The following is a 26,307-nucleotide window of genomic DNA, read 5'->3' as shown; positions in this document are numbered from 1 at the left end:
CGTCTAAAGGTTGATTTGGTCGTGCAGCAAATGTGGGTCTGTCATGTTCTTGCATAGACATCCTCATAGCGCACAATGTCATCCTCGCCCAGGTAGCTGCCGGTCTGCACCTCGATCAGGACCATCGGCAGTTTGCCGGGGTTTTCCATGCGGTGGACAGCCCCAAGTGGCACATAAACCGACTGGTTTTCGCTGATCAGTTGCACGGTGTCTTCAATCGTCACCTTGGCGGTGCCTTGCACAACGATCCAATGTTCCGCGCGGTGGTGGTGCGATTGCAGCGACAGCGCGGCACCGGGGTTGACCACGATCCGTTTGACCTGAAACCGGTCGCCCACGACAAGGCTTTCAAACCAGCCCCACGGGCGGTGATCCTTGGGGAAACTTTCCGCTTGCGGCACCTTGTTGGCCTTCAGCCTGTCCACCGCCTGTTTTACCTCTTGCGTGCGGCTTTTGTGGCTGATCAGCACCGCGTCGGGCATGGCGATGGCCACGATATCATCCAGCCCGATACCCACGATTGTCTGTCCCTCCACCTCGGATCGCAGCAGGCTGCCGGTGCAGTCGATCGCCGTGGCAGGGCCGTGCAGCGCCAACCCGCCGTTTTCCGTTTCGCGCCAGACAGCCGCCCAATCGCCAAGGTCGGACCAGCGCCCGGTAAATGGCACAACGGTCAGGTTGTCTGATTTTTCCATGACGGCATAGTCGATGGAAGTGGCTGGTGCATTGGCCCAAGGCGCGGGGGCAAGGCGCAAAAATCCTAGGTCGGCGCGGGCGTCGGCCACGGCCTGCCTGACGGTATCCAGCATGTCGGGCACGTGCGTTTCAAAGGCCGCCAGAATACTGCGGGCGGTGAATAGAAAAATGCCCGCGTTCCACAAAAAACGCCCCTCGGCCAGCATAGTGGCGGCGCGCGCGGCGTCTGGTTTTTCCACAAAACTGCGCAGCGGTCGCGGAGCGGTTGTGCCATTTGGCACGGCGTCCAGTTCCAGATAGCCATAGCCGGTTTCGGGCCGGTCTGGCGTGATCCCGAATGTCACCAGTTGCCCGGCCTGCGCGGCTGGCACAGCGGCGGCGATGGCGGCGTCAAAGGCGGGTTTGTCGGGGATCACGTGATCGGACGGGGCCACCAGCATCAGGCCGTCAGGGTCGGTTGCGGCCAGATGCAGTGCGGCGGCAAGGATCGCGGGGGCAGTGTCGCGCCCTGTCGGTTCGATCAGGACAGCGCCGGGGGTGATGCCGACATCGGCCAGCTGTTGCACGACGATGAAGCGGAACGCATCGGCGGTGACAACCACGGGAGCGGCATAATCCGGCCCGCTGAGCCGCGCGGCGCTGGCCTGAAACAGGCTGGTGTCGCCGATCAGTGGCGCGAATTGCTTGGGGTAGCTTTTGCGCGACAAGGGCCACAGCCGTGTGCCCGATCCGCCGCACAGAATGACGGGTGTGATCATTACTGTTTCCCTTTTTACTTGGCCCGCAGGTCTGCACCAGCGGCCAGCTGCGCACAATACCAGTTATAGGTTGCGCTGATCCCGTCGCGCAGGTCAATGCGTGGTGTCCAGCCCATCCGTTGCAGGCGGCTGACATCCATCAGTTTGCGCGGCGTGCCGTCGGGTTTGGATGTGTCGCAGGTGATGGTGCCGGTGAAACCCGTGATCTTGGCCACCATCTGCGCCAGTGCCAGGATCGAAATGTCAGTGCCGGTGCCCACGTTGATGTGGCTCAGCATCGGGGCGGTTTCGGCATCATAGGTCGCGCGATCAAGGTTCATCACGAAAAGCGATGCCGCCGCCATGTCATCCACATGCAGAAATTCGCGGCGCGGCGTGCCACTGCCCCAGATCGTAACCTGATCTGCGCCATCCTGCACCGCCCTGTGAAACCGGCGGATCAACCCCGGCAGCACATGCGAATTTTCAGGGTGGAAATTATCGCCCGGCCCGTAAAGGTTGGTCGGCATGACCGACCGGTAATCGGTGCCATATTGCCTGTTATAGCTTTCGCACAGCTTGATCCCGGCGATTTTCGCAATCGCATAGGGTTCGTTGGTGGGTTCCAGCGGGCCGGTCAACAGTGCGTCTTCGGCCATCGGTTGCGGTGCCGCCCGCGGATAGATGCAGGATGACCCCAGTTGCAGCAGGCGGGTGACACCGGCATCATGGGCCTGATGAATGACGTTGGCCTGAATCATCAGGTTTTCATAGATGAACTGCGCCGGATAGCTGTTATTGGCCACGATGCCCCCCACCTTGGCGGCGGCAAGGACCACCACATCAGGGCGCTGGGCCTGCATGAAATCACGCACGGCTGCCTGATCGGTCAGGTCCAGTTCCGCGCTGGTGGCAGTGATCAGGTCATGGCTGCCGTCGGCCAGCAATTGCCGCAGGATCGCGCTGCCCACCATGCCCTTATGTCCGGCGATGTAGATGCGCATTCTTTACCCCTCGAACGTCACAGGCAGGTTCAGCCCGTGTTCCTGCAACAGCGCATGGCGGCGCGCGGCGCGCAGGTCTTCGGCGACCATTTCGGCACACATCTCTTGCGCGGTGATCTGCGGTTCCCAGCCCAATTGGGCCTTGGCCTTGGCGGGGTTGCCCAACAGGGTTTCCACCTCGGCCGGGCGAAAATACCGGGGGTCGATCCGCAGGATCACGTCGCCCACCTTAATGTGCGGGGTCAGGTCGTTGGTGACGGCGGTGACGGTGGCGGTTTCATCCACACCGGTGCCGGCAAATTCCAGCGTCAGCCCCAGTTCTGCCGCCGACCAGTTGATGAAATCGCGCACGGCGTATTGTTTGCCGGTGGCGATCACGTAATCTTCTGGTGTGTCTTGTTGCAGCATCAGCCATTGCATGCGCACATAATCCTTGGCGTGGCCCCAGTCGCGCAGGGCGTCGATATTGCCCATATACAGGCAATCATCCAACCCCATGGCGATATTGGCCAGTCCGCGGGTGATCTTGCGGGTGACAAATGTTTCGCCCCGGCGGGGGCTTTCATGATTGAACAGGATACCGTTACAGGCGAACACGCCATAAGCTTCGCGGTAATTCACGCAGGTCCAATAGGCGTAAAGTTTCGCCACCGCATAGGGGCTGCGCGGGTGAAACGGCGTGGTTTCGGTTTGCGGTATTTCCTGCACCAAGCCGTAAAGCTCTGACGTTGACGCCTGATAAAATCGCGTCTTGTCGGTCAACCCCAGAAAACGGATCGCTTCCAGAAGGCGCAGTGTGCCAATTGCGTCAACATCTGCGGTGTATTCGGGGGCTTCAAAGCTGACGGCGACATGGGATTGCGCGCCAAGGTTGTAAATCTCGTCCGGTTGCACCTCGGATATGATGCGCGTCAGGTTCGAACTGTCGGTCAGGTCGCCGTAATGCAGGCGAAAATGCGCTTTTTCGGTTTGCGGGTCTTCGTAGATGTGATCGACCCGCGCGGTATTGAACAGCGACGCACGACGCTTGATGCCGTGAACCTCATAGCCTTTTTCCAGCAAAAGTTCCGCCAGATACGACCCGTCTTGCCCGGTGATACCTGTGACCAACGCCCGCTTTGTCATGTTTCGCCTTTGTTTGTCTGTTTGCGCGTTTCTTAAATCGCGCATTGCGCTTTCGCACAACCCAAAGAGCAACTTTAGGGGGCACGCAACGTGCGCTGCCCCAAGCGCGTCTTTACCCTTTGCGGCGGATACTGCGTGTCTATCCACCACTGCATAAGGCGCGCACCCCATGTCGGACCAAACCCCTAATCTCGCATTACCTTTCATTCTGCCCGCACAGGCGCAAAAACATGTGACCCATAACGAAGCAATCGAACTGTTGGACATGATCGTTCAGCTGACATTGGAAAGCACGGGCGCGACAGCGCCCCCTGTTGCCCCTTCCGATGGACAGGCATGGGCCGTGGGCGCAGGGGCGACAGGGGGCTGGGCCGGACAGGACAATCTGATTGCGACTTGGCGCGGCGGCGGATGGCTTTATGCCGCGCCACACGATGGTTGGCGGGCGTGGGTCCGGGATGTGGCTGAAATGCAGGTCTGGACCGCTGCGGCATGGACGCCGGTGCATGACCGGGATCTGAACAATCTGCCCGGCGTTGGAATCAACGCCACGTCAGATGCCACCAACCGGCTTAGCGTGTCAGGCGCTGCAACCTTGCTGAACCATGACGGCGCGGGCCACCAGGTCAAGATCAACAAATCCGGCGCGGGTGATACGGCGTCACTGCTGTATCAGGCAGGGTTTTCCGGGCGGGCGGAAATGGGGCTGGCGGGGAATGATGATTTTAGTATCAAGGTCAGTGCGGACGGTGCGTCGTGGGTGACTGCCTTGTCTGTGGCTGCGGCAAATGGGCGCGTTGGGATCGGGCAGGTGTTGCACATCGCCCCCGGAACTGCCCCCGCCAGTCCCAACACCGGCGATATCTATTTCGAAAGCGCGACAGCCAAGCTGCGTTGCTATGATGGCACAACCTGGCAGGATCTTTTCTGACGGCTCTGGTGCAAGGGCAGTTTACCGACCGCATCCGTTGCCGCGGGTGCGGTTTCTCTTGTGCCATCGGGCCATTGATGGCGCAAGAATCATGCGTCAAGGCGGGGCGTTCTGGAAAGGCTTGCCAGTTGACAAAGCCTGCCCCAGAAATGTTCGCGCTAACATGCCCGGTCTGACCACGTTTAATTTATGGGCATTTCAATCTGCGTCGCACTTCATTCGGGCTTTCTTGCCGTAGGGTGCTTGCGACACCAAAGAGGCTCTGCTACATCGCCCAAGATTTTGACGCTTTCGTGAAGAACGGAAGCAAAACAACTTGCCTGTTTTCCGTCCGGTCTTTTGGGGCGTTAAAACCGGGCTAAAGACATCGGAAGGGTGGACGTGTCCGAAACTGCTGGTATCTCCACAGGCATCGCTGAACGCTACGCGTCAGCCGTGTTTGACCTTGCTTCAGAGGGTAAGGCCGTCAAAGCACTCGAATCAGATATCGGTGCTTTGGAAACGGCAATCAACGAAAGCGAAGATTTGCGCACCTTGCTGACATCGCCTTTGTATAGTCGCGAAGAACAAAGTGCCGCCATCACCGCCATTGCAAAAAAAATGGACCTGTCGCAAACAACAGCCAATGTGCTGGCGCTGCTGGCGTCAAAGCGGCGGTTGTTCGTGCTGCCGCATCTTGTGCGCGTGCTGCAAGATCGTCTGGCCGAAGCGCGTGGTGAAGTCACCGCAGAGGTTACCACAGCGAAAAAACTGACCAAGGCGCAGGGTGACAAACTGGCAAAGACCCTTGCGGCCCAAGTGGGCAAAACAATTACCATCAAAGAAACCGTCGATGCATCCATCATCGGTGGTCTTATTGTCAAAGTGGGCTCGAAAATGATCGACACGTCGATCGCGTCAAAGCTCAACGCACTCCAGAACACTATGAAAGAGGTCGGATAAATGGCGATCCAAGCGTCTGAAATCTCTGCGATCCTGAAGGACCAGATCAAGAACTTCGGTCAAGAGGCCGAAGTGGCCGAAGTTGGCCGTGTGCTTAGCGTTGGCGACGGGATTGCCCGCGTCTATGGGCTCGACAATGTGCAGGCCGGTGAAATGGTCGAATTCCCCGGTGGGATTCGCGGCATGGCGTTGAACCTTGAATCCGATAACGTTGGTATCGTGATCTTCGGGTCTGACCGCGCCATCAAGGAAGGCGACACCGTCAAGCGCACCAAATCCATTGTGGACGTGCCCGTGGGTGACGAGCTGCTGGGCCGCGTTGTTGACGGCCTGGGCAACCCCCTGGATGGAAAAGGCCCGATCAAGACGAAAAACCGCGCCGTCGCAGACAGCAAGGCCCCCGGCATCATCCCGCGCAAGTCGGTGCATGAACCGATGGCAACCGGCCTAAAATCGGTTGATGCGATGATCCCGATTGGCCGTGGCCAGCGCGAATTGATCATCGGTGACCGCCAGACGGGTAAAACTGCCGTGGCGCTGGACACGATCCTGAACCAGAAATCCTATAACGACGCAGCTGAAAACGAATACGACAAGCTGTATTGCGTCTATGTTGCGATTGGCCAGAAACGGTCTACCGTGGCCCAGCTGGTAAAAAAACTGGAAGAATCCGGCGCGATTGAATACTCCATCGTTGTGGCGGCCACCGCATCTGACCCTGCACCGATGCAGTTTCTTGCACCCTACGCTGCAACTGCGATGGCCGAACATTTCCGTGACAACGGCCGCCACGCGCTGATCATCTATGATGATTTGTCGAAACAGGCCGTGGCCTATCGCCAGATGTCGCTGTTGCTGCGGCGCCCACCAGGGCGTGAAGCCTACCCCGGCGACGTGTTCTATCTGCACTCTCGCCTGCTGGAACGCTCTGCCAAGCTGAACGAAGACAACGGCGCCGGTTCGCTGACCGCGCTGCCGATCATCGAAACGCAGGGTGGCGACGTTTCGGCGTTTATTCCAACCAACGTGATTTCGATCACCGACGGTCAGATCTTCCTTGAAACCGAACTGTTCTATCAGGGCATCCGCCCCGCTGTGAACACCGGTCTGTCGGTGTCGCGTGTGGGTTCGTCTGCCCAGACCGACGCAATGAAATCGGTTGCCGGTCCGGTCAAACTGGAACTGGCGCAGTATCGTGAAATGGCCGCCTTTGCACAGTTCGGGTCCGACCTTGACGCCGCCACCCAGCAATTGCTGAACCGTGGTGCCCGCCTGACCGAACTGATGAAGCAGCCACAGTATTCGCCGCTGACCAACGCGGAAATTGTCTGTGTGATTTATGCTGGCACGAACGGCTATCTTGACAAGATCAAGGTCACTGATGTGGGTCGGTTCGAACAAGGCTTGCTGAAGCATCTGCGCACGAATGCCAAGGACGTGCTTGACATGATCACCAAGGAAGACCCCAAGGTCAAAGGCGATGCCGAAGAAAAGATCAAAGCGGCAATCGACGCTTTCGCCAAGGACTTTGCGTAAATCTTGAGACAAAGGAGACTTTGCTTTGCCTAGTCTTAAGGATCTGAAAAACAGGATCGCGTCGGTCAAATCGACCCGCAAGATCACCAAAGCCATGCAGATGGTCGCGGCCGCAAAATTGCGCCGCGCCCAAGACGCGGCCGAGGCATCGCGCCCCTACACAGAGCGTTTCAACGCTGTGATGGCCGGGCTTGCCGCATCGGTTGGTGGATCAGAGAGTGCGCCAAAATTGCTGTCGGGCACTGGCAGAGACAAGGTGCACCTTTTGGTTGTGATGACAGCTGAACGGGGCCTTTGCGGGGGGTTTAACGGCAACATCGCCAAGCTGGCAAAAACCCATGCGCGTGACCTGTTGGCCGCCGGTAAGACCGTCAAAATTCTGACTGTTGGTAAAAAAGGCCGTGATGCCCTGCGCCGCGATTTGGGGGCGCATTTCGTCGGTCACGTTGACCTGACTGAAGTCAAGCGCGTGGGCTATGCCGATGCGCAAGGCATTGCCAAAGATGTGCTGACCCGCTTTGATGCCGAAGAATTCGATGTTGCGACAATGTTCTTTGCGCGTTTTGAAAATGTTGTGGTGCAACATCCGACTGCGCAGCAAATCATCCCGGCCAAATTCGAACAGGCCGACGACGCCGCAGCAACGCTTTATGATTACGAGCCCGGCGAAGAGGAAATTCTTGCCGATCTTCTGCCGCGGGGTGTCGCGACCGCAATTTTCAGCGCACTGCTGGAAAATGCCGCATCTGAACAGGGCGCGCGGATGTCCGCGATGGACAACGCCACCCGCAACGCGGGCGAGATGATCGACAAGCTGACAATCGAGTTCAACCGCTCGCGTCAGGCCGTGATCACGAATGAGCTGATTGAAATCATTTCGGGCGCGGAAGCGCTCTAAAGAACCGGAGAAACAAGAATGGCACAAGCAAAAGGCAAGATCACACAGGTGATTGGCGCCGTGGTTGACGTGCAGTTCGGCGATCACCTGCCAGAGATCCTGAACGCGCTGACCACTGATAACAATGGCAAGATGCTGACGCTGGAAGTAGCGCAGCACCTTGGTGAAAGCACCGTGCGCGCCATCGCCATGGACAGCACCGAAGGTCTGGTCCGTGGTCAGGAAGTGACCGACATGGGCACCACGATCACGGTTCCCGTGGGCGACGCCACCCTTGGCCGCATCATGAACGTCGTAGGCGAGCCCGTGGACGAAAAAGGCCCCATCGGTGAAAAAGAACGTCGGTCAATCCATGCCGATGCCCCCCCATTCGAAGCACAGTCAACCGCATCCGAAGTGCTGGTCACCGGCATCAAGGTGATTGACCTGCTGGCCCCCTACGCCAAGGGTGGTAAGATTGGCCTGTTCGGCGGTGCCGGTGTGGGCAAGACGGTTTTGATTCAGGAATTGATCAACAACATCGCCAAGGTGCACTCGGGCTATTCGGTGTTCGCCGGTGTGGGTGAACGGACCCGTGAAGGGAACGACCTTTACTATGAATTCATTGAATCGGGCGTTATCAACGCCGATGACCTGACAAAATCCAAAGTGGCACTGGTCTATGGCCAGATGAACGAACCGCCAGGTGCGCGTATGCGTGTGGCCCTTTCCGGTCTGACCATGGCAGAATCGTTCCGCGATTCATCTGGGACAGACGTTCTTTTCTTTGTCGATAACATTTTCCGCTTTACCCAAGCTGGTTCCGAAGTGTCGGCACTGTTGGGTCGTATTCCTTCCGCTGTGGGCTATCAGCCAACACTGGCTACCGATATGGGCCAGATGCAGGAACGGATCACATCGACGAAAAACGGGTCTATTACGTCCGTGCAGGCAATCTATGTGCCTGCGGATGACTTGACCGACCCCGCGCCGGCCACATCGTTTGCGCACCTTGACGCGACAACCGTGTTGAACCGTGCGATTTCGGAAAAGGGTATTTACCCTGCCGTTGACCCGCTCGATTCCACATCGCGCCTGCTGGACCCTGCGATTGTAGGCGAAGAACACTACAAGGTTGCCGCCGACGTGCAGCAGACCTTGCAGCGTTACAAGTCGCTTCAGGATATCATCGCCATTCTGGGCATGGACGAATTGTCAGAAGACGACAAACTGACCGTGTCGCGCGCGCGCAAGATCGAACGCTTCCTGTCCCAGCCTTTCGACGTGGCGCAGGTCTTCACCGGTTCGCCCGGTGTGCAGGTGGCGCTGGAGGACACGATCGCGTCGTTCAAGGCCGTTGTTGCCGGTGAATACGACCACCTGCCCGAAGGTGCGTTCTATATGGTTGGCGGCATCGAAGAAGTGAAAGCGAAAGCCGCAAAAATGGCGGCAAGCGCCGCGTAAGGAGCTGCCAATATGGCAAATCTACAATTTGATCTTGTCTCGCCCGAACGCCGTCTTGCGTCGGTCGAGGCGTCAGAGGTCCAGATTCCGGGTTCGGATGGCGACATGACAGCAATGGCTGGCCATGCGCCGGCGATCACGACACTGCGTCCCGGCGTTCTGCGTGTCACCCATGGCGGTGGCAGCGACGAATATGTGGTTTTCGGCGGCTTTGCCGAAATCACGGCAGACAGTGTATCGGTCCTGGCTGAACAGGCCCTGCCAAAGTCAGAAGTGACGCAAGAGATCTATGACCGTATGGTTGTGGAAGCAAAAGAGGCTTACGGCAAGGCCCAAGAAACATTCAAGAATGAACCTGGCCCTGTCGATGACGCTGCCAAGCTGTTGTCGGATATGGTTGCGATCGGGGGCCACATCGGCCTGACGCCCCGGCCATAGGATTAAAAACTGATTCAATCTAAAAAATGGCTCCGATTTCGGGGCCATTTTTTTGGGCTTTTTCTACAAGACAAATCCAGCATATCATCAAGGCGCTGAAGTAAGGGGCCGTCAGTCGATGTTACGCTTGAACAGTGCTTTGGTTGGGGTCGATGGCGGAGACGTCAATCTGTTTTCAGATTTCGAAAACGAAGGCCCGATGTGGGTTGGCCAAGGCCAACGCCAAAACCGCGCATCGGTAACATTTTCGCAACCCTATCGCCGCATCCCCCACGTCCATGTTTCGCTGTCGATGCTGGACATTTCAAACGCCGGCAACGCCCGCACGGATGTTCAGGCAGAAAACATCACCTGCACAGGTTTTGAAATCGTGTTTCGAACTTGGTCGGACACGCGTGTTGCACGCGCACGCGTGGCCTGGACATCTGTCGGGGAACTGCCCGACGAAGACGATTGGGATCTTTAACTGTGGTTGTGATCAGGGGCTGCGTTCACTCTGCCGCATAAAGCCCTTCGTAGATCGGTTCCAGCGTCTTGTGATCAAACAGTGACGACACCGACGTGCCGTTCCATGTGTTCAGAATAGCCTGTGCAAACATGGGGGCCGTGGGCACGATACGGATATTCTTGGCGTTTTTGACGGCAGCAGTCGGGGCAATCGTATCGGTAATCACAAGACTTTTCATCACAGATTTTTCGACCCGTTCAACGGCCGGACCAGATAGAACACCGTGCGTGATATAAGAATGGACCTCGCGTGCGCCATTTTCCATCAAGACCTCAGCCGCTTTGCACAGTGTGCCGGCGGTATCTACGATGTCATCAACAATGATACAAACGCGGTCCTTCACTTCGCCAATCACGGTCATTTCGGCGACTTCGCCAGGTTTGCCGCGGCGTTTGTCCACGATGGAAAGAGGCGCACCAATACGCTGGGCCAGATCCCGCGCCCGTGCCACGCCGCCCACATCAGGCGAAACGACCATCACGTCGGCCATCCGGTCGCGGAAGTTGTGCATCGTGTCCAGCGCATAAATTGGTGACGCATAAAGGTTATCAACGGGAATATCGAAAAAACCCTGAATCTGCGTTGCGTGCAGATCCAAGGTTAAAACACGTTCGATGCCGGATTCGACGATCATATTCGCGACCAGTTTCGCGGTGATCGGTGTGCGGGCCTTGGATCGCCGGTCCTGCCTTGCATAACCGAAATAAGGAATAACGGCCGTGATGCGCCCGGCGGATGACCGGCGCAACGTGTCGGCGATGATCAGCAGTTCCATCAGGTTATCGTTGGCGGGGTTCGAAGTCGGCTGTAAAATAAACATGTCTTCGCCGCGCACGTTTTCGAAAACCTCAACGAAAACTTCGCCATCATTGAACCGTTCGATTCGGGCATCGACCAACCCCACGTTCATGCCCCGGTGCATCGACATGCGGCGCGCAATGGCCTTGGCGAGAGGTTGATTTGCATTGCCGGAAATCAACTTTGGTTCGGTCCGGATATTCATGGGGGGTGTCCTTTGGCAGTAGGTTACGCATGTCACAGATTCGTGGCGTTGACACCGACTAGCACAGCGTTACCGTCGCGCAAAGATGCACGTGCCAGAGGACGGTGAAATGCCCCATATCGACTATTTTTTTGCGACCTTATCACCCTTTACCTATCTGTGCGGCACAAGGGTTGATCATATCGCTGCCAAACATGAGGCAACCATCACCTATAAGCCGGTTGATATCATGGCACTATTTGCGCGCACAGGTGGAGTTCCGCCCAAAGACAGGCACCCGAACCGGCAGGCCTACCGGCTTCAGGAACTGCGCCGTCGATCGGCTTTGGCGGGATTGCCGTTGAACGTGAAACCAGCCCATTGGCCCACGAATGGCGCGCCAGCATCCTATGCCATTATCGCGGCGCAGAATGCAGATCCTGCCAATGTCGGCAAGTTGGTAAATGCCATCGGGGCCGCCTGCTGGGCCGAGGACCGTGATATCGCGCAGGATGACGTGATCCGTGACTGCCTGACCAAGGCCGATTATGACCCCGCCCTTGCCGATAAAGGGTTGATGACAAGCGCCGACACTTTCGCATCCAATCTGGAAGAGGCCGTGATGCGCGGCGTTTTTGGCGCGCCGTTTTTCATCACTGACACGGATGAACGGTTCTGGGGGCAAGACCGGTTGGACGATCTGGATGCCTATCTTTCGGGTCAGATCTAAGCGGGGATCATCCGTGCAACAGATCAAGGAACTGGTCGATGCTGTCTTTGGTCATCGACCAATCCGTGACAAGCCGCCCGGTCAGCATTTCGTCAGGATCGCCTGCGTCGGGGTCGCCGTTCATCACGTAATAAACCGCGCCGCCATCCAACATGCGTTTATGGTCGTGCCTAGGCATCTGGAAAAAGATGATATTGGCCTGCGGTTCAAACAGGAATTGGGCGGTCTTGTGGTCGCGCATCCCCTTGGCCAGTTGCGCGCAGCGTGCATTGGCCGCACGCGCCATGTCCAGCCACAGGTCATCGGCCAGATAGGCCTGCATCTGCGCTGACAGATAGCGGTGTTTGGAGAGTAAATGCCCGCCGCGCTTGCGCCGCAACTCGAACTCCCACGCCAGATCAGGATCAAAGATGATACAGGCCTCGACCCCCATCGCACCGTTCTTGGTCCCCCCAAAGCTGACGGTGTCGATGCCTGCCCGCCATGTCATATCCGCAGGCGCACAATCCAGCGCGGTCAGCGCATTGGCAAAGCGCGCGCCGTCCAGATGGGTTTTCAGCCCGTATTCACGTGCGACCCTTGTCAGGGCGCGGATGTCATCCAGCGTGTAAATCGTGCCTTTTTCGGTCACTTGCGTGATCGACAGTGGCCCACGCTGGGGGCCATGCACACCACGGTTTTCCTCGGCCAGAATTTTGGCATGCAGGGCATCAGGGGTGATTTTGCCGTGGGTGGCGGGCACCAGCGTCAGCTTGGCTTGGGTGTAAAACTCCGGCGCATTGCATTCGTCTTCGTGGATATGGGCGCAATCGGAACAGAAAATCGTCTGCCACGGCTGGGCCATTGTCGCCAGCAGCAGCGAATTGGCAGATGTGCCGTTGATAACCAGATATATCGCTGCATCGGGTGCCTCGAACATCGCGCGCAGTTGTGCGCGCACCTGGTCCATGATCGGGTCCGCGCCATAGCCCATGGCATAGCCTTGATTGGCAGCGACCAATGCCGCCATCACGCGTGGATGGGCGGGGCCTGCGTTGTCGGATGCAAAAAACATCTAGGTCGGTTCCTCGATAATGTGGTCTTCCCAGTCGTCCTGATCGACGTCAAATTCAGGGACAGTTCGCCCGCGCAAGGATACGCCGGCCTGATGCACCGATTCCGGGTCACCTGAAATCAGCGGGTGCCAAGCGAACAACGGCTTTCCCTCATAGACAAGTCGATAGGCGCAGGTTTGCGGCAGCCAATACAGGTGGTCGGTAACATTGGCATAAGTCAACGTAATGCATTCTGGCACATATTGCTGACGGCGGCCATAGTTACAGCAAAGGCAGGTTGCATTATCCAGCAAGCGGCAGGCGACATTGGTCAGCGCGACATCGCCGGTGTCTTCGTCCTCCAGCTTGTTCAGGCAGCATTTGCCACAGCCGTCGCACAGCGCCTCCCATTCGGGGCGGGTCAGTTTATCCATCGGTTTGGTTTCCCAGAACCGGGGGGCTAACCCGTGGCGGTCAATCTTCGACATCAGACAGGATCTTTCTTGCTTTGGCGCAATCGGCGTCCATCTGGGTGATCAGCGCGTCGATACTTTCAAATTTCAATTCCGGTCGCAGGAAATCGACCAAGGCGACCGACAGGGTTGCGCCGTAAAGGTCGCCCTTGAAATCAAACAGGAAGGTTTCACAGTTCGGGATGTTTTCCCCGAACATCGGCCGCACCCCGATAGAGGCTGCGCCGTCATACGTGCCCCTGTGCGGACCATCCAACACATCGACCTTGACAGCATAAACCCCGAATTTCGGGGGGTGCAGCCCCGCGATTGACATATTGGCGGTGGGATAACCCAGATCGCGCCCGCGCTGGTCACCGCGGATGACTGCACCTTCGATGCGGTGCCAGTGGCCCAGCATGGCGGCGGCGTCGCGCGGGCGGCCATCAGTCAGCGCCTGTCTGATTGCGGTGGATGACACGCGCCCGGCGGGCAATTTGACCATGGACACGATGGTAACGCCAAAGCCCATTTCCTTGCCAAAGGTTTGCAGGTCGGTTGCCGTGCCTGCCCGATCCTTGCCAAAGCAGAAATCAGCGCCAACAATCACGTGCTTTAACCCCAGTTGATCGCAGATCACCTGTTGGGCAAATTCGCGTGGCGTCAGGCTGGCCAGGGCGATGTTGAACGGCACCTCGTACAGTTTTTCAACGCCGATTTTGGCCAACCGGTTCGCGCGGGCCTCGGCGTTCATCAGGCGGAACGGCTTGGGATCGCGGGAAAAATAACTGCGCGGGTGGGGTTCGAACGTCATGATCCCCAAAGGCGCGTTTACGGCCTTGGCCGCGCCGCGCGCAATGTCGATGACGGCCTGATGGCCAATATGCACACCGTCGAAATTGCCAATGGCCGCGGCGGCACCACGATCGGCAGGGTCAATGAATACGGTGTCTCGGATGATACGCATGGCTTTGCGTATCCCGACCTGCGCAGGGGTGCAAGATCAGTCGAACTTGCGCGACGGGGCCAGCACGGTGGCATCGCCCACCAGCACCTTTTTGTTGTTCACGATGCAGCGGGTGTTCATTGTGACCCGGCGTTTGGAATGGTCGATGTCGGTTACTTCCACCTCGGCCAGCACCATGTCGCCGGGGCGGACGGGTGCAAGGAACTTCAGCGATTGCCCCAGATACACCGTGCCATGGCCGGGCAGTTGTTCACCAATCACTGCGCTGATCAGCCCCGCTGTCAGCATTCCGTGGGCGATGCGGCCTGCAAAAATGGTGTCTTGTGCGTAATCTTCATCCAGATGCACCGGGTTCCGGTCGGTTGATACTTCGGCGAACATTTCGATATCGCGGTCGGTTACGACCTTGCGCAGGGACCGGACCATGCCGATTTCGATATCTTCGATGCAGATCGTTCCACGTGGGGCATTATCCAGCATTGTTCGCTCCGATAGGTAACAAAAAATTCCATATCATATAGATATTGAAATTTAATTACTTTGCGGGCGCAGAAAAATCAAGTGTTTCGTTACCGCAAATGTCCGATGGTATAGGTTGCGTCGGTTTGCTGCGCTTGCAGGTAATCCGCCAGCGCCTGCGGGTCGGGTTGTGCCGTGGTTTTGGTTTCTGCTGCTGCCAATCCACCGGAAATGAACAGCGCGTCCATATCTTCCTGCATGGCGCCCAGAATATCGGTGCCGATTCCATCGCCTATGGCAATGATACGCGGATCGGATGGCGCATTGGTTAATGCCGCAAGCCTGCGGCGCGCAAGGTCATAGATCGGCGGGTGCGGTTTGCCGAAATAAAGGCTTTCGCCGCCCATTTCGGTATAAAGCGCGGCCAGCGCACCGGCACACCATTCGCGCACATTGCCACGATCCACAATGATATCGGGGTTGGCGCACAGCAGCTTTAGCCCCTTTTGCTTGGCATACAGAAATTCAGGCCGATTCACGGCCGGATCGGCCAGCGGGTCAAACGGGCCGCAACAGACGATGCCTTGGGCCTGATCCAGCGGCACCTTATGGATACCGACCGGGTTTTCGATGATCTTCAAAGGCTTGAAAAAATCATCGTCGCGGGGGCTTTCGCCCATGAACCAGATCTTTTCGCCCACGATACCGCGAAACATCGCCGCGCGCGCGCTGTCACCGGATGTGGCAATCGCGTCCCAGGCATCATCCGGCACGCCAAACCCGTTGATCTGCCGCGCGACCGAATCCCACGGTCGGGGCGAATTGGTGACAAGCACCACGATGCCGCCCTGCGCACGGTATGTCTGCATTGCCGCCACCGCGTCGGGCAGGGCATTCACGCCGTTGTGCATACACCCCCAAAGGTCCACAAAGGCGGCGTCATACTGCGCTGAAACCTCGGAAAAGGCCGTGATGATCTGGGTCATGGTGGCCCCTTTTCTGCCGCGTGGCGGCGGGCGGTTCAAGAAAGTTTCAGGTTCGGGATGATCTGCTTTTTCCGGCTCATCACGCCGGGCAGGACCACGGTATCACCTTCAACCTTGGTGTCGAAGGAAGCCTCTGCCACGGTCTTGGTCAGGTCGTTGGGCACCAGCATGGTTGCTTCTTCGCGCAGGATGTCCACGACGAACAGCAGCACCTGATCAACGCCGTCTTCCTTGGCCACGTCTGGCATGGCGGTGACCAGCGCATCCTTGCGGTCCAGCACGGCCTTGGGCGATGTGGTTTCCAGCACGGATACGCGGAATTTCTTGCCATCGACGGCATATTCCTTGCTGTCCATGCGCAGCAATTCCGCCTCGGAGAATGCGGATACATCGGATTTCGCGGCGAACATTTCGTCGGCGTATTTCGCGATGTCGATGTTCAGATCCTTGGCCAATGCCTCGGCCAGGTCCTGATCCACCGGTGTGGTCGTGGGCGACCGGAACGCCAGCGTGTCGGACAGAATACACGACAGCATCAGCCCCTTGATGCCATCGGGCATATGGCCGGCATGTTCGCCCATCATCTGGTGCATGATCGTGGCGGTGCAGGCCAGCGGGCGGATCGTGATGTTGATCGGGTTCTTTGTTTCCAGTCCACCTGCCAGTTTGTGATGGTCGATGATGGCGATCACATCTGCGGCGTTGATGCCTGCGGGCAGTTCGGCGGGGTTGTTGGTGTCAACGATCACGCATGGCTGGTCGGCGTCCACATCGACGATGATGTCGGGCAGGGCGAATCCCCAGCGTTCGGCGACGAATTTGGCCTCGGTGTTGGGGGTGCCCAGCAAAGCGGCCTTGGCATCCATGCCGGTGTGATTCAGAAACCATTCCCAGATCAGGGGCGATCCTGTGCTGTCGGTGTCGGGGGCTTTATGGCCAAAAACGAGCGTTGTCATGGGGTGTTGCCTTCATCTGCGATGCGATTTTTCTGGCGTTATAGCAGGCGTAGGGCCGATGTCACGCCACCTTGCATTACGGGTGTGAAACAGGCGAAAATGCCGCCATGACCAAACCGCGAGAAGCTGATCTTTACCCGCCGATCAAGGCCTATCTGGAACGGCAGGGATACACTGTCAAAGGCGAGGTGGGCGCAGCCGATGTCGTGGCCTGTCGGGGTGATGAACCGCCGTTGATCGTGGAACTGAAACTGGGGTTTTCGCTGACGCTGTTTCATCAGGGCATCGCGCGGCTGGCGCTGACCGATCTGGTTTATGTCGCTGTGCCGGACAAACCGGGCAAACGCGCGCTGCGTGACAACGTGGCGCTGGCCCGCCGCGTGGGGTTGGGCGTGTTGACGGTGCGTTTGCGCGATGGGCATGTGACAGCGCATGCTGATCCGGTGCCCTATGCGCCCCGAAAATCAATCAAAAAGGCGGCCCGCCTACTGCGCGCCTTTGACCGGTTGCAGGGTGACCCCAACGATGGCGGCGCAACACGGCACGGGATTGTTACCGGCTACCGCCAGGACGCGCTGCGCTGCGCGCGGTTTCTGGCGGTGCATGGCCCGTCGCAGGGCGCCAAGGTCAAGGCTTTGGCCGAAGTGCCAGAGGCCACGCGCATCATGGCCGCCGATCATTATGGCTGGTTCACCCGCGTGGCGCGCGGGGTCTATGACCTGACCGATGCAGGCCACCGCGGGCTGGTTCATTTCGGCGATAGTTAATCCAGCCGCGTCAGTGCCCAACCGTCGTTTTCCAGCAGTTGCGGCAACCCGTATGCGCCCACCAGATGCGCCGCACCAACCGCCACGACGATATTGTCGTGTTGCGCAAGTGCGGCATCAATCACGGGTATCCACGCAAGGTTCCGGTCAATCAAAAGCGCCTTTTCAGATTCGGCAAAAAGTCTTGTTGCCTCGGCCTGTGTCAGGCCGGGAACGTCAGCGATCGCGATGCGCGACAATTCCCAAAGGCGCCCAACGTCACGGGCAAAGTAACTGTCCAGGGTCGCAACAAAGATCTCGTCTTGCAGGTCTGGCGCGCCCAGTGCGACACGCAGCATGGCGATCTGTTCGTCGATCGGGTCATTCTGGAAAATGTCAAACAGGGTCGTGTAAGGTTCCAGCGCCTGCATCGGCACATCGGCAGCCATGGCGTCTTCGATGATCATCGCGTCCAGCCCAAGATTGCCCGCCATCATGTCATTGGAAAGACAGGCCGGAATCGACAGCACCATTGACAGATACCACGGCTGCATCTTGGCGGCCAGAAAGGCGGGGATGTTACGGTCACGCACAGCGTCGGCGATCAGCTGCCATGTCGGTTCATCCAGCAATTCGGGCAGGGTTGGTCCGTCAGTGATGAATAGCACATCAGGCTGGGTTGTCATCAGATCCTGCAACTGGCGTTCTTCTGCTGGTGTCGCTTCCAGTAAAATCAGATCGGCGGTTGTAACATCGGGGCGCAATTGGTCGCGGATCGGTTCCAGCCGGGGGTCGTAGACATGCATTGTTCCGGCAAGCGTGATGATCTGGTCGCCCTTTCTGGCCCGCCAGATCAACCCCTGAGCATAGGGCATATCGGCGACAGCCGCCGCCAGCGCAGACGTCTGGCCGGGGGATAACCGGTCAACATAGCTGGTGTCGGTGCATTCGGCAGCGGCGGGAAAACCCACCAGCGCAAACAGGGCAATCAGGGCGCGGCGCAAATTCATCGGACCTCCTTTTAGGTGCGGTATTTACAACCATATATAGCGTGTCGCACCGGATTGCAGGGGCCGCGCCGCCAATTCATCTTAACAGCCGTCATCAATTTTTATTGTGTTGCAGTGCATGCCGCCCGTGCGCGCAGGTCTGCGCGGATAATCTTGCCGGTGGTGGTAAGCGGCATATCCTGGACAAAACGGATCACACGCGGGTATTCATATGCGGCAAGGCGGGTTTTTACATGGGCGCCGATTTCGTCTGCCAGCGCATCGGATGGCTGTTCCCCCGGCGCCAGCTGGATAAAGGCGGCAACGATGGTGCCGCGCAGGGGGTCGGGTTGACCGACCACGCCCGCCATCTGCACAGCCGGGTGCGTCAGCAGGCAATCTTCAATCTCGGCAGGGCCGATGCGATAACCGCCGGAACTGATGATGTCATCATCGCGCCCGATGAACCTGATCCGGCCGGTGGGTGTTTTTGCGCCGCGGTCGCCGGTCAGTAGCCAGTCATGCCCATTTGCGGTGATGAATTTTCCTGCGGTCGCATCGGGCCGATTCCAGTATTCCAGAAACATCACGGGGTCAGGCGCGCGGACCGCGATGTTGCCTTCGGCATCGGTGGCGCAGGGCTGGCCGGCGTCATCCAACACTTCCACCACATGCCCTGGCACGGCAAACCCCATGATTCCGGGTTCGGCAGGTTCAAGGGCGGCGCAGGACGATATGATCATGTTGCATTCGGTCTGGCCGTAGAATTCGTTGATCGTCGTGCCAAAGACCTGCTGCCCCCAGGCGATCAGTTCCTTGCCCAGTGTTTCGCCGCCACTGGCGACCGACCGCATGGGGACAGGTGCGGCGGGGGTTTCAAGGCGCATCATCTTGAGCGCGGTAGGTGGCAGGAACGCGTTCCGAATCCCTTGGCTGCGGATCAGATCAAAGGCCGCGCGTCCGGTGAATTTGCGGAAACGACAGGCAACGACGGGCACACCATGGTGCAGCGCGGGCATCAGCACATCCAGCAAGCCGCCAATCCACGCCCAATCGGCAGGTGTCCAGATCAGATCACCGGCTTGGGGAAAAAAATCATGGCTCATCTCGACCCCGGGTAGGTGGCCCAGCAGCACCCGATGTGCATGTAGCGCCCCTTTGGGTGCGCCGGTTGTCCCGGAAGTATAGATCAGAATGGCAGGATCATCGGCATGCGTGTCAACAGGGGTGAAATCGGATGGTTGGCTGGCGCATAGGGCAGGCAGATCAAGCGCGCCCGAGGTTGGCCCGTCGATGCTGTAGACCGCGATGAGCGCGGGCAGTTCATCGCGTAATCTGCCAAGCAATCTGGCGCCAACTGCATCTGTGATGACTGCACAAGCGCCACTGTCACGCATCCGGTGCAACAGTGCATCAGGGCCAAACAGGGTAAACAACGGCAAAGCAATGCACCCCATTTTCGTGATGGCAATATGGGCTGCTGCGGTTTGCACGCATTGCGGCAACAGCACAGCGATCCGGTCACCCGGTTGTGCGACGCCACCCAGCACATGCGCATACTGGTTTGACATGCGGCGCAATTCGGCAAAGCTGTGGTGCGTGCTGTTGCCATCTGCCGCCACATTAATAATCGCCGTCGCATCCGGTTGCGTGGCCGCGTGACGGTCACAGATATCAACGCCCAGATTATACCTGTCCGGTATCTGCCACCTGAATGCGTCCCTTGTCTGATCCAGTGTTTCGTGTGGGCAAAGCATGGTCGATCCCCCATTCCCGATCAATACCGTATCAGCCGAGGTGGTGACGACACCAGTGAAACCCTGTCAGCCCCGTCAGTCTGATTCGCGCGCGATGAATGCCTGTTTGCGGTAAATGGTGCCAGCGTATGCAGGAATGTAACAGCGCAGTTTGATTTTCGCTCGGCTCTGATACAAACTCGGATCGCGAAATATAATATAAGACATTGATATAATTATAATATTATAGCAACTTCCCTATTTTTTCGTAAAATAAACTAAATATGAACATATTGTTTTGCAACGGTTCATGGGTAGATCTGCATAAAAAGAGGGCAAAATTAATGTCGTTTCATATTTTTTAGCGATGGTATCGCTGCTTAAAAAAGAGGTTCCGGATGTATATTGAACGACTGCTCCGCGAGAGAAGCCGCGATACAGGCTGTCGTTTGGCCGGTGCCACATCCATGAAAAGCGACAGCAATTACCAGCAGGCCCAACATGAAACCGGTGCCAAGGTTGACTTGTTCCCCAGCGTGGACGAAATCGTGGACCGGTTGTCAAAGAAAACCAACGTTGCCTGACAAGCGTATAAAGTATCATTTGGTATATTTACCAATTTAACCCGTAAACGGCAAAGCTCTGAAATGAAACATTCACCATACTTTCTTGCCCTGCTTGTGTGCCTTGCGCCAGTATTTGCTTTTGCAGAGGTCAAGGAGATGTCGCAGGCAGAACTGCGCAGGGCCGTTGCTGATCAGGGGGCTATTTCGACTATACGGCTGATTTCCGGTGTCGAAGATTTTACTGGTGGCCGCGTTGTGGATATCCGCGCCTTTGATGTGGACGCTGTTGTGATATACCGTATCGTCGTGCGCCATGGCGACGGTAAGGTCAGTGCACTGATGGTCGATGGCTTCACCGGTCGCGCGATTGATGCCCAGTCTGCTGCGGGCAAACAGGTTGGCGCTATATCCGCCGCAAGCAGCGGCATGGCACAATTGCCCGGCACGGCGAATTCAAACGCCAGAAACAACGCAAACGCCAATGCGGGCAACAGGGGCAACGCCGGCAACAGAAACAACAGTGGTGGCGGGCGTGGCAACAGCAACAGTGGTGGCAAAAAGTAATGACGCCTGCCATAAGTTTATTTAAGGACGATGACATTATAGAGAGCTGACATCATCATGCGGATATTGATTGCCGAAGACGAACATGTGCTCGCCAAACAGGTTAAAGGTGTTCTTACAGCCGAAAACAGGGTCGTTGATATTGCAAGCGACGGTGTCGAGGCTGAATTTCTAGGGGCGACCGAGCCCTATGATTTGATTATCCTTGATCTGGGTTTGCCGCAGCGTGACGGGCTGACTGTTTTGAAAAACTGGCGCGCCGCCGGTGTTGATACGCCAGTTTTGATCTTGACCGCCCGCGATGGCTGGTCGGAACGGGTAGACGGGCTTGATGCGGGGGCTGATGACTATCTGACGAAACCGTTTCATATGGCAGAATTGTCGGCCCGTGTGCGGGCGATGATCCGGCGAAAAACCGGCCAGGCCAGTCCGGTTTTCACCAAGGGCAATGTGATTTTTGATTCCCGTAACAATCAGGTCACCGTCGATGGGATCCCCGTCAATTTGACCGCGCAGGAAGTCGCTGTGTTGGCGTATCTGTTTCATAATGCCGACCGGCTGGTATCGCGCAGTGAACTTTCAGATCATATTTATCAGTATGATGGTGATCGCGATTCCAACACTATTGCTGTTTTCGTCAACCGGTTGCGCCGTAAGTTGGGCGACGATTTGATCGAAACGGTGAGGGGGCGCGGCTACGTTATCAAAGTCACAGTATGACGTCGCTGCGCGCCCGCACCCTGACGGGCGGGGTCATCTGGGCATTTGTTGCTGTCATGATCGGTGTCTACGGGCTGGATACGCTGCTTTCAGGACAGGCAGAGCGGCGCTTTGACGAGCTTTTGCAGAATAAACACACGCAGGTTATTGTCGCCTTGGCCAATAGCGCCGACAGCCCCGACGACATCGCGCGCGGGATTGGTGACCCTGCCTACACGCAACCTTTTTCCGGTGAATACTGGCAGATCGAGAACCCCCAAGGCGATATCTTTGTATCGTGGTCATTGGTGGATGCGCTATTGCCGCGTGCGAACCGGCAGACCACGGGTATCGTGCTGCGCAGCTTTGCCAGTGAAACTGGCGAAGATTTGCGCGGTGTGGCGCAGTGGATCAGCCTGGATGACGGGAGCATCTGGCACGTGCAGGTCGCATCGTCGCTGCAAAGCCTGATTGATGATCGCGACGCGCTGCGCAACAGTCTTTTGCTTGCATTTGGAGCGATCGTGATTTTTGGGGTTCTTGGCGCACTGCTACAGGTGACAATCATCTTGCGCCCGTTGGCTGACCTGCGCCGCGATGTGCTGCAGCGTTGGGACAGCGATGACGGCCTGAAACCTGACGCCTATCCGGTCGAGGTTGCCCCCTTGGTGAGTGACATCAACACCCTGCTGGAACGGAACAGGGAAATCGTTGTGCGGTCGCGGCGGCAGGCTGCGGATCTGGCGCATGCGATTAAAACGCCATCGGCCATCATTCGCAACGAACTGGAAGATCTTGAGCGTCAAAAAATGCCTGTTGCGGAATCGCTTGTTGCGCTTGACCGCCTGGATGCGCATCTGAAACGTTCGCTTGCGCGGATGCGGGCCGATGGCGGCAATGCCGGAATGCGTCCGGCAGCAGATCTGGACGTGGCGCTGGGCCGTCTTGCCCGCGCGTTCAAGGCGTTGGCGCAGCACCAGAACAAGGTTCTGACGGTCGATATTGCGCCGGGTTTGCGCATCCGTATGGATCAAAACGACTTTGAAGAAGTGATGGGAAATTTGCTGGATAACGCAATCAAATGGGCGGCTGGGCAAATTCATCTGAAGGCAAGAACCAAGGGTGACAAGGTGACTGTCAGCGTGGCTGATGATGGCCCCGGCATCCCTGCGGAAGATTTCGGCGCGGCAACGCGCAGCGGGCAGCGGCTTGATACGTCCAAACCGGGCACAGGGTTGGGGCTGGCCATTGCCGATGACCTTGCGCATGCCTATGGCGGCACGATCACGCTGGATAAATCCGACCGTTTGGGCGGGCTCGAGGTGCGCGTGGTTTTGCCTGCCTTAGATGCCTGAGCCGTCCTCGGGAAAGAAACAGGCGACGGGATGGTGTGTTTCGTCCAGTGTCGGGCGTTCAGTGCGGCATTTATCTTGCACCTTCCAACAGCGGGGGGCAAAGGCGCATCCGGGTGGCACGTTCAGCGGCGACGGCAGTTCGCCTTGCAGCTTGATCCGGTCCTTTTTCGCAGTTGGATCGGCCTTGGGGGTCGCGGACAAAAGCGCGCGCGTATAAGGATGGCGCGGATTGGACAGCACATCGTTGATCGGTCCGGTCTCAACAGGCCGCCCCAGATACATGACAATGATATCATCCGCCATGTGTTTGACGACTGACAGATCGTGACTGATAAACAGGTAGGCTAGGCCAAGCCGGTCCTGTAAATCAACCAGCAGGTTCAGGATCTGACTTTGGATCGACAGATCCAGCGCGCTGACAGGCTCATCCAGCACCAAGACCCGAGGTTCCAGCATCAGCGCGCGGGCTACGGCGATGCGCTGGCGCTGTCCGCCCGAAAACATATGCGCGTAACGATCAAAATGTTCTGTCCGCAGGCCGACCAATTCCAACATCTCGCGGGCCTTTGCGGTGCGTTCGGCGGCTGACATTTCGGGGCGGTTGATTTTCAGGGGTTCTTCCAGCATCGCACCGATCCGCTGGCGCGGGTTCAATGATCCATAAGGGTCTTGAAAGATGATTTGCACCGATGACCGCAGACTGGCCCAGTTGCCTGGCGTTGCCGGTGTCCCGCTAATACTGAACTGACCGGCTGAAGGTTCTTCTATCAAGGAAATTACCCGTGCGAGCGTGGATTTCCCGCAACCGGATTCACCCACAACGGCCAATGTGCGCCCGGGAAACAGTTGAAAGGTCGCATCCGACAAGGCGCGCACAACCTTTGTCGGGCTGAACATGCCGCCTTTGACGTTGTAAAACCGGGACAAGCCCGAGGCGGTGACGACGGCATCGGTCATGCGGCGTTTCCCTTGGTCAGCGGATAGTGACAGCGCGCCAGCCCCAGTGCCCCAGTCGCAGGTTCAGGCGGCACAGTGCGGCAGCGATCGTCAGCAAAGGCGCAGCGCGGCGAAAACAGACAGCCGGCGGGCCTGTCGAACTGCCCCGGCACGACGCCTTTGATCGTGGGTAGGTGCCGCCCCGTCGCCCGTTCGGGCAACGCATCCAACAGCGCGGATGTGTAGGGGTGGTGCGGCGTCTGAAACAGGCCGACGACGTGCTGTTCTTCGACCTTTTGACCAGCGTATTGCACGCTTACCCTTTGGGCCGTTTCGGCAACAACACCCATGTCATGGGTGATCAGGATCAGCCCCATGCCGGTTTCCGCCTGAAGCCCGGTCAGCAGATCAAGGATCTGCGCCTGAATCGTCACATCCAGCGCCGTTGTCGGTTCATCCGCGATCAACAGGCGCGGTTTGCAGGCAATCGCCATGGCGATCATCACACGCTGGTTCATGCCGCCGGATAATTGATGCGGGAACACGCTCAACCGGCTTTCCGGGTCAGGAATGCCGACCTGTTCCAACAGTTCAATCGCACGTGTGTGCCGCGCGGCCCGGCTTAGGTTCAGGTGTTGGCGCAGCGCCTCTTTGATCTGGTATCCTACTGTGAAACAGGGGTTGAGCGATGACATCGGCTCTTGAAAGATCATCGCCATGTCTTTGCCGATCAGGCTGCGGCGTTTGTGGCCAGAAACATGGCGCAAATCATTGCCGTCAAAATTCATCGCATCGGCGGTGACGGTCGCGGTCCAGGGCAAGAGGCCCATCATAGCCAGCATCGACACGGATTTGCCCGAACCGCTTTCCCCGACGATTGCAAGAATATCGCCATTGTCCACGGTCACATCAACGCCGTCTACCGCGCGGAACGGGCCCGATGCCGTGGCAAAATCGACTGACAGGTTGCGGATTTCCAACAGTGGCATGTCAGCTTCTCTTGAGTTTGGGGTCAAGGGCGTCGCGCAGCCCGTCACCCATCAGATTGATGGCCAGAACCGTGATCAGAATGGCCAGCCCCGGAAAGGTCACGACCCACCACGCGCGCAGGATGAATTCACGCGATTCCGCCAACATCGTGCCCCATTCTGGCGTGGGGGGCTGTGCCCCCATCCCCAGAAACCCCAGCGCCGCCGCGTCAAGGATCGCCGTTGAAAACGACAGGGCTGCCTGCACGATGATCGGCGCGAGGCAGTTCGGCAGCACGGTGATGAACATCCGGCGAAACAGCCCTGCGCCTGCGACGCGCGCTGCGGTGACGTAATCCTTTTGCAATTCCCCCATCACCGATGCGCGGGTCAGGCGCACGTAATGAGGTTGTAGCACAATCGCGATGGCAATCATTGCGTTGGTCAGCGATGGCCCAAGGATCGCCACCAGCACCAGCGCCAAAAGCAGCGAAGGGAACGCCAAAATGATATCCATCACCCGCATGATGATCGTATCCAGCCACTTTGGCGCAAAGCCCGCCAGAAGCCCGACAAAGATCCCGCCAGAGGCGGCGACCGTCACAACGACGATCCCCACAAAGAACGAATAGCGCGCGCCGTGAAGCAACCGTGACAGCATATCGCGCCCCAACGGGTCAGTGCCCAAAAGGAACTGTGTGCTGCCACCTTCGGCCCAGAAAGGGGGGACAAGCGTGTGCTGCCGGAACTGTTCGGTCGGATCATAGGGGGCAATGATATCGGCCGCCGCCGCGACAAAAACAAAGGCCGCAAAGATATACAGGCCAATCACCGCGCCCCGGTTTTCCCGGAAATAAAACCAGAATTCAGACAGGCGGCTGGGGCGTTCGGGGGATTGCGCAGGTGCGTCAGACATCAGCGTTT

Annotated in this window: 28 protein-coding genes; 13 read left to right on the top strand and 15 right to left on the bottom strand. The window is 57.9% G+C overall.

Annotated features, from left to right (window positions below; translation table 11 throughout):
- Positions 1 to 41 precede the first annotated feature (41 nt).
- Genes IBX59_RS08555 through gmd form a run of 3 tightly spaced genes read right to left on the bottom strand, consistent with a single transcriptional unit; the run spans position 42 to position 3,562 of the window.
- Positions 42 to 1,454: a mannose-1-phosphate guanylyltransferase/mannose-6-phosphate isomerase gene (locus tag IBX59_RS08555; protein ID WP_296374483.1), complete on the bottom strand. Its 1,413-nt coding sequence runs from the start codon at positions 1,452 to 1,454 to the stop codon at positions 42 to 44.
- Positions 1,455 to 1,468: 14 nt separating this feature from the next.
- A complete protein-coding gene (locus IBX59_RS08550) occupies positions 1,469 to 2,437 on the bottom strand; it encodes a GDP-L-fucose synthase (protein WP_296374481.1) in 969 nt (322 codons plus the stop codon).
- Between the two features lie 3 nt (positions 2,438 to 2,440).
- Positions 2,441 to 3,562, bottom strand: coding sequence for a GDP-mannose 4,6-dehydratase (gmd, locus tag IBX59_RS08545; protein WP_296374480.1), 1,122 nt, complete (start codon positions 3,560 to 3,562; stop codon positions 2,441 to 2,443).
- Positions 3,563 to 3,731: 169 nt separating this feature from the next.
- Between gmd and IBX59_RS08540 the strand changes: the two genes are divergently transcribed.
- The 7 genes from IBX59_RS08540 to IBX59_RS08510 all read left to right on the top strand — a co-directional run bounded on the left by IBX59_RS08540 (position 3,732) and on the right by IBX59_RS08510 (position 10,216).
- Complete coding sequence (locus tag IBX59_RS08540; RefSeq protein ID WP_296374478.1) at positions 3,732 to 4,493, top strand: DUF2793 domain-containing protein; 762 nt, start codon at positions 3,732 to 3,734, stop codon at positions 4,491 to 4,493.
- Positions 4,494 to 4,868: 375 nt separating this feature from the next.
- Positions 4,869 to 5,435: a F0F1 ATP synthase subunit delta gene (locus IBX59_RS08535; RefSeq protein ID WP_296374476.1), complete on the top strand. Its 567-nt coding sequence runs from the start codon at positions 4,869 to 4,871 to the stop codon at positions 5,433 to 5,435.
- On the top strand, positions 5,436 to 6,971 hold the full coding sequence (gene atpA / locus IBX59_RS08530; protein WP_296374474.1) for a F0F1 ATP synthase subunit alpha: 1,536 nt from the start codon (positions 5,436 to 5,438) through the stop codon (positions 6,969 to 6,971).
- 25 nt (positions 6,972 to 6,996) lie between these two features.
- Complete coding sequence (locus IBX59_RS08525; RefSeq protein WP_296374472.1) at positions 6,997 to 7,869, top strand: F0F1 ATP synthase subunit gamma; 873 nt, start codon at positions 6,997 to 6,999, stop codon at positions 7,867 to 7,869.
- An 18-nt stretch (positions 7,870 to 7,887) separates the two neighbouring features.
- Positions 7,888 to 9,312: a F0F1 ATP synthase subunit beta gene (atpD, locus tag IBX59_RS08520; protein ID WP_296374470.1), complete on the top strand. Its 1,425-nt coding sequence runs from the start codon at positions 7,888 to 7,890 to the stop codon at positions 9,310 to 9,312.
- 12 nt (positions 9,313 to 9,324) lie between these two features.
- Positions 9,325 to 9,750, top strand: coding sequence for a F0F1 ATP synthase subunit epsilon (locus tag IBX59_RS08515; protein ID WP_296374468.1), 426 nt, complete (start codon positions 9,325 to 9,327; stop codon positions 9,748 to 9,750).
- Between the two features lie 118 nt (positions 9,751 to 9,868).
- The gene (locus tag IBX59_RS08510; protein ID WP_296374466.1) at positions 9,869 to 10,216 is read left to right on the top strand and encodes an H-type lectin domain-containing protein; all 348 of its coding nucleotides are present in this window, start codon (positions 9,869 to 9,871) and stop codon (positions 10,214 to 10,216) included.
- 25 nt (positions 10,217 to 10,241) lie between these two features.
- On the opposite strand, the gene IBX59_RS08505 is transcribed toward IBX59_RS08510, so the two are convergent.
- Positions 10,242 to 11,261, bottom strand: coding sequence for a ribose-phosphate pyrophosphokinase (locus IBX59_RS08505; protein WP_296374464.1), 1,020 nt, complete (start codon positions 11,259 to 11,261; stop codon positions 10,242 to 10,244).
- A gap of 109 nt (positions 11,262 to 11,370) precedes the next feature.
- Between IBX59_RS08505 and IBX59_RS08500 the strand changes: the two genes are divergently transcribed.
- Positions 11,371 to 11,970, top strand: coding sequence for a 2-hydroxychromene-2-carboxylate isomerase (locus IBX59_RS08500; RefSeq protein WP_296374462.1), 600 nt, complete (start codon positions 11,371 to 11,373; stop codon positions 11,968 to 11,970).
- Positions 11,971 to 11,977: 7 nt separating this feature from the next.
- Here the strand turns inward: IBX59_RS08500 and IBX59_RS08495 are convergent, their stop codons facing one another.
- From IBX59_RS08495 to IBX59_RS08470, 6 genes are all read right to left on the bottom strand, one after another.
- Positions 11,978 to 13,024 carry an aminotransferase class V-fold PLP-dependent enzyme gene (locus tag IBX59_RS08495; RefSeq protein WP_296374460.1) on the bottom strand — a complete coding sequence of 349 codons (1,047 nt, stop codon included), beginning with the start codon at positions 13,022 to 13,024 and terminating at the stop codon, positions 11,978 to 11,980.
- Entirely contained in the window at positions 13,025 to 13,495 is a 471-nt protein-coding gene (locus IBX59_RS08490) for a YcgN family cysteine cluster protein (RefSeq protein ID WP_296374537.1), read from the bottom strand. It lies immediately after the preceding gene.
- Positions 13,479 to 14,423, bottom strand: a complete 945-nt coding sequence (locus tag IBX59_RS08485; protein ID WP_296374458.1) for a bifunctional riboflavin kinase/FAD synthetase — start codon at positions 14,421 to 14,423, stop codon at positions 13,479 to 13,481. Before IBX59_RS08485 ends, IBX59_RS08490 begins: the two co-directional genes overlap by 17 nt.
- Positions 14,424 to 14,459: 36 nt before the next feature.
- Complete coding sequence (locus IBX59_RS08480) at positions 14,460 to 14,903, bottom strand: MaoC family dehydratase (protein ID WP_296374456.1); 444 nt, start codon at positions 14,901 to 14,903, stop codon at positions 14,460 to 14,462.
- Positions 14,904 to 14,992: 89 nt separating this feature from the next.
- Entirely contained in the window at positions 14,993 to 15,868 is an 876-nt protein-coding gene (locus IBX59_RS08475; protein WP_296374453.1) for an HAD family hydrolase, read from the bottom strand.
- A 35-nt stretch (positions 15,869 to 15,903) separates the two neighbouring features.
- Complete coding sequence (locus tag IBX59_RS08470) at positions 15,904 to 16,824, bottom strand: manganese-dependent inorganic pyrophosphatase (RefSeq protein WP_296374449.1); 921 nt, start codon at positions 16,822 to 16,824, stop codon at positions 15,904 to 15,906.
- Positions 16,825 to 16,931: 107 nt separating this feature from the next.
- Between IBX59_RS08470 and IBX59_RS08465 the strand changes: the two genes are divergently transcribed.
- Entirely contained in the window at positions 16,932 to 17,591 is a 660-nt protein-coding gene (locus tag IBX59_RS08465) for a DUF2161 domain-containing phosphodiesterase (RefSeq protein WP_296374447.1), read from the top strand.
- On the opposite strand, the gene IBX59_RS08460 is transcribed toward IBX59_RS08465, so the two are convergent.
- Positions 17,588 to 18,580 (bottom strand): TraB/GumN family protein, encoded by a 993-nt coding sequence (locus IBX59_RS08460; protein ID WP_296374445.1) that lies wholly within the window; start codon positions 18,578 to 18,580, stop codon positions 17,588 to 17,590. The genes IBX59_RS08465 and IBX59_RS08460 overlap by 4 nt on opposite strands.
- Positions 18,581 to 18,681: 101 nt before the next feature.
- Positions 18,682 to 20,316: an AMP-binding protein gene (locus IBX59_RS08455; RefSeq protein ID WP_296374443.1), complete on the bottom strand. Its 1,635-nt coding sequence runs from the start codon at positions 20,314 to 20,316 to the stop codon at positions 18,682 to 18,684.
- A gap of 377 nt (positions 20,317 to 20,693) precedes the next feature.
- Between IBX59_RS08455 and IBX59_RS08450 the strand changes: the two genes are divergently transcribed.
- From IBX59_RS08450 to IBX59_RS08435, 4 genes are all read left to right on the top strand, one after another.
- Entirely contained in the window at positions 20,694 to 20,879 is a 186-nt protein-coding gene (locus IBX59_RS08450; RefSeq protein WP_296374441.1) for a hypothetical protein, read from the top strand.
- A 63-nt stretch (positions 20,880 to 20,942) separates the two neighbouring features.
- Positions 20,943 to 21,425, top strand: a complete 483-nt coding sequence (locus tag IBX59_RS08445; RefSeq protein WP_296374439.1) for a hypothetical protein — start codon at positions 20,943 to 20,945, stop codon at positions 21,423 to 21,425.
- 57 nt (positions 21,426 to 21,482) lie between these two features.
- Positions 21,483 to 22,145 (top strand): response regulator transcription factor, encoded by a 663-nt coding sequence (locus tag IBX59_RS08440; protein ID WP_296374437.1) that lies wholly within the window; start codon positions 21,483 to 21,485, stop codon positions 22,143 to 22,145.
- Positions 22,142 to 23,479, top strand: a complete 1,338-nt coding sequence (locus IBX59_RS08435) for a HAMP domain-containing sensor histidine kinase (RefSeq protein WP_296374435.1) — start codon at positions 22,142 to 22,144, stop codon at positions 23,477 to 23,479. The genes IBX59_RS08440 and IBX59_RS08435 overlap by 4 nt, the downstream gene beginning before the upstream one ends.
- Here IBX59_RS08435 and IBX59_RS08430 read toward each other — a convergent pair.
- Genes IBX59_RS08430 through IBX59_RS08420 form a run of 3 tightly spaced genes read right to left on the bottom strand, consistent with a single transcriptional unit; the run spans position 23,468 to position 26,299 of the window.
- Positions 23,468 to 24,436 carry an ABC transporter ATP-binding protein gene (locus IBX59_RS08430; RefSeq protein WP_296374433.1) on the bottom strand — a complete coding sequence of 323 codons (969 nt, stop codon included), beginning with the start codon at positions 24,434 to 24,436 and terminating at the stop codon, positions 23,468 to 23,470. The two genes, IBX59_RS08435 and IBX59_RS08430, sit on opposite strands and share 12 nt — an antisense overlap.
- Positions 24,433 to 25,404 carry an ABC transporter ATP-binding protein gene (locus tag IBX59_RS08425; RefSeq protein ID WP_296374430.1) on the bottom strand — a complete coding sequence of 324 codons (972 nt, stop codon included), beginning with the start codon at positions 25,402 to 25,404 and terminating at the stop codon, positions 24,433 to 24,435. Before IBX59_RS08425 ends, IBX59_RS08430 begins: the two co-directional genes overlap by 4 nt.
- Before the next feature lies 1 nt (position 25,405).
- Positions 25,406 to 26,299, bottom strand: coding sequence for an ABC transporter permease subunit (locus tag IBX59_RS08420; protein ID WP_296374535.1), 894 nt, complete (start codon positions 26,297 to 26,299; stop codon positions 25,406 to 25,408).
- Positions 26,300 to 26,307: the final 8 nt, after the last annotated feature.

Source organism: Yoonia sp. (assembly GCF_014859355.1).
Classification (GTDB): Bacteria; Pseudomonadota; Alphaproteobacteria; order Rhodobacterales; family Rhodobacteraceae; genus Yoonia.
The sequence above is the reverse complement of the archived record's forward strand: the minus strand, read 5'-3'. Positions and strand labels throughout refer to the sequence as shown.

Excerpts from the sequence above, each read along its gene's own strand:
- IBX59_RS08515 (WP_296374468.1), top strand. The coding sequence starts at position 9,325 with ATGGCAAATCTACAATTTGATCTTGTCTCGCCCGAACGCCGTCTTGCG.
- IBX59_RS08550 (WP_296374481.1), bottom strand. The coding sequence starts at position 2,437 with ATGCGCATCTACATCGCCGGACATAAGGGCATGGTGGGCAGCGCGATC.
- IBX59_RS08510 (WP_296374466.1), top strand. The coding sequence starts at position 9,869 with ATGTTACGCTTGAACAGTGCTTTGGTTGGGGTCGATGGCGGAGACGTC.
- IBX59_RS08485 (WP_296374458.1), bottom strand. The coding sequence starts at position 14,423 with ATGCGTATCATCCGAGACACCGTATTCATTGACCCTGCCGATCGTGGT.
- IBX59_RS08425 (WP_296374430.1), bottom strand. The coding sequence starts at position 25,404 with ATGCCACTGTTGGAAATCCGCAACCTGTCAGTCGATTTTGCCACGGCA.
- IBX59_RS08540 (WP_296374478.1), top strand. The coding sequence starts at position 3,732 with ATGTCGGACCAAACCCCTAATCTCGCATTACCTTTCATTCTGCCCGCA.
- atpD (WP_296374470.1), top strand. The coding sequence starts at position 7,888 with ATGGCACAAGCAAAAGGCAAGATCACACAGGTGATTGGCGCCGTGGTT.
- IBX59_RS08505 (WP_296374464.1), bottom strand. The coding sequence starts at position 11,261 with ATGAATATCCGGACCGAACCAAAGTTGATTTCCGGCAATGCAAATCAA.
- IBX59_RS08430 (WP_296374433.1), bottom strand. The coding sequence starts at position 24,436 with ATGACCGATGCCGTCGTCACCGCCTCGGGCTTGTCCCGGTTTTACAAC.
- IBX59_RS08450 (WP_296374441.1), top strand. The coding sequence starts at position 20,694 with ATGTATATTGAACGACTGCTCCGCGAGAGAAGCCGCGATACAGGCTGT.
- IBX59_RS08470 (WP_296374449.1), bottom strand. The coding sequence starts at position 16,824 with ATGACAACGCTCGTTTTTGGCCATAAAGCCCCCGACACCGACAGCACA.
- IBX59_RS08420 (WP_296374535.1), bottom strand. The coding sequence starts at position 26,299 with ATGTCTGACGCACCTGCGCAATCCCCCGAACGCCCCAGCCGCCTGTCT.
- atpA (WP_296374474.1), top strand. The coding sequence starts at position 5,436 with ATGGCGATCCAAGCGTCTGAAATCTCTGCGATCCTGAAGGACCAGATC.
- IBX59_RS08500 (WP_296374462.1), top strand. The coding sequence starts at position 11,371 with ATGCCCCATATCGACTATTTTTTTGCGACCTTATCACCCTTTACCTAT.
- gmd (WP_296374480.1), bottom strand. The coding sequence starts at position 3,562 with ATGACAAAGCGGGCGTTGGTCACAGGTATCACCGGGCAAGACGGGTCG.
- IBX59_RS08440 (WP_296374437.1), top strand. The coding sequence starts at position 21,483 with ATGCGGATATTGATTGCCGAAGACGAACATGTGCTCGCCAAACAGGTT.
- IBX59_RS08480 (WP_296374456.1), bottom strand. The coding sequence starts at position 14,903 with ATGCTGGATAATGCCCCACGTGGAACGATCTGCATCGAAGATATCGAA.
- IBX59_RS08435 (WP_296374435.1), top strand. The coding sequence starts at position 22,142 with ATGACGTCGCTGCGCGCCCGCACCCTGACGGGCGGGGTCATCTGGGCA.
- IBX59_RS08475 (WP_296374453.1), bottom strand. The coding sequence starts at position 15,868 with ATGACCCAGATCATCACGGCCTTTTCCGAGGTTTCAGCGCAGTATGAC.
- IBX59_RS08455 (WP_296374443.1), bottom strand. The coding sequence starts at position 20,316 with ATGCTTTGCCCACACGAAACACTGGATCAGACAAGGGACGCATTCAGG.
- IBX59_RS08555 (WP_296374483.1), bottom strand. The coding sequence starts at position 1,454 with ATGATCACACCCGTCATTCTGTGCGGCGGATCGGGCACACGGCTGTGG.
- IBX59_RS08460 (WP_296374445.1), bottom strand. The coding sequence starts at position 18,580 with ATGAATTTGCGCCGCGCCCTGATTGCCCTGTTTGCGCTGGTGGGTTTT.
- IBX59_RS08465 (WP_296374447.1), top strand. The coding sequence starts at position 16,932 with ATGACCAAACCGCGAGAAGCTGATCTTTACCCGCCGATCAAGGCCTAT.
- IBX59_RS08495 (WP_296374460.1), bottom strand. The coding sequence starts at position 13,024 with ATGTTTTTTGCATCCGACAACGCAGGCCCCGCCCATCCACGCGTGATG.
- IBX59_RS08445 (WP_296374439.1), top strand. The coding sequence starts at position 20,943 with ATGAAACATTCACCATACTTTCTTGCCCTGCTTGTGTGCCTTGCGCCA.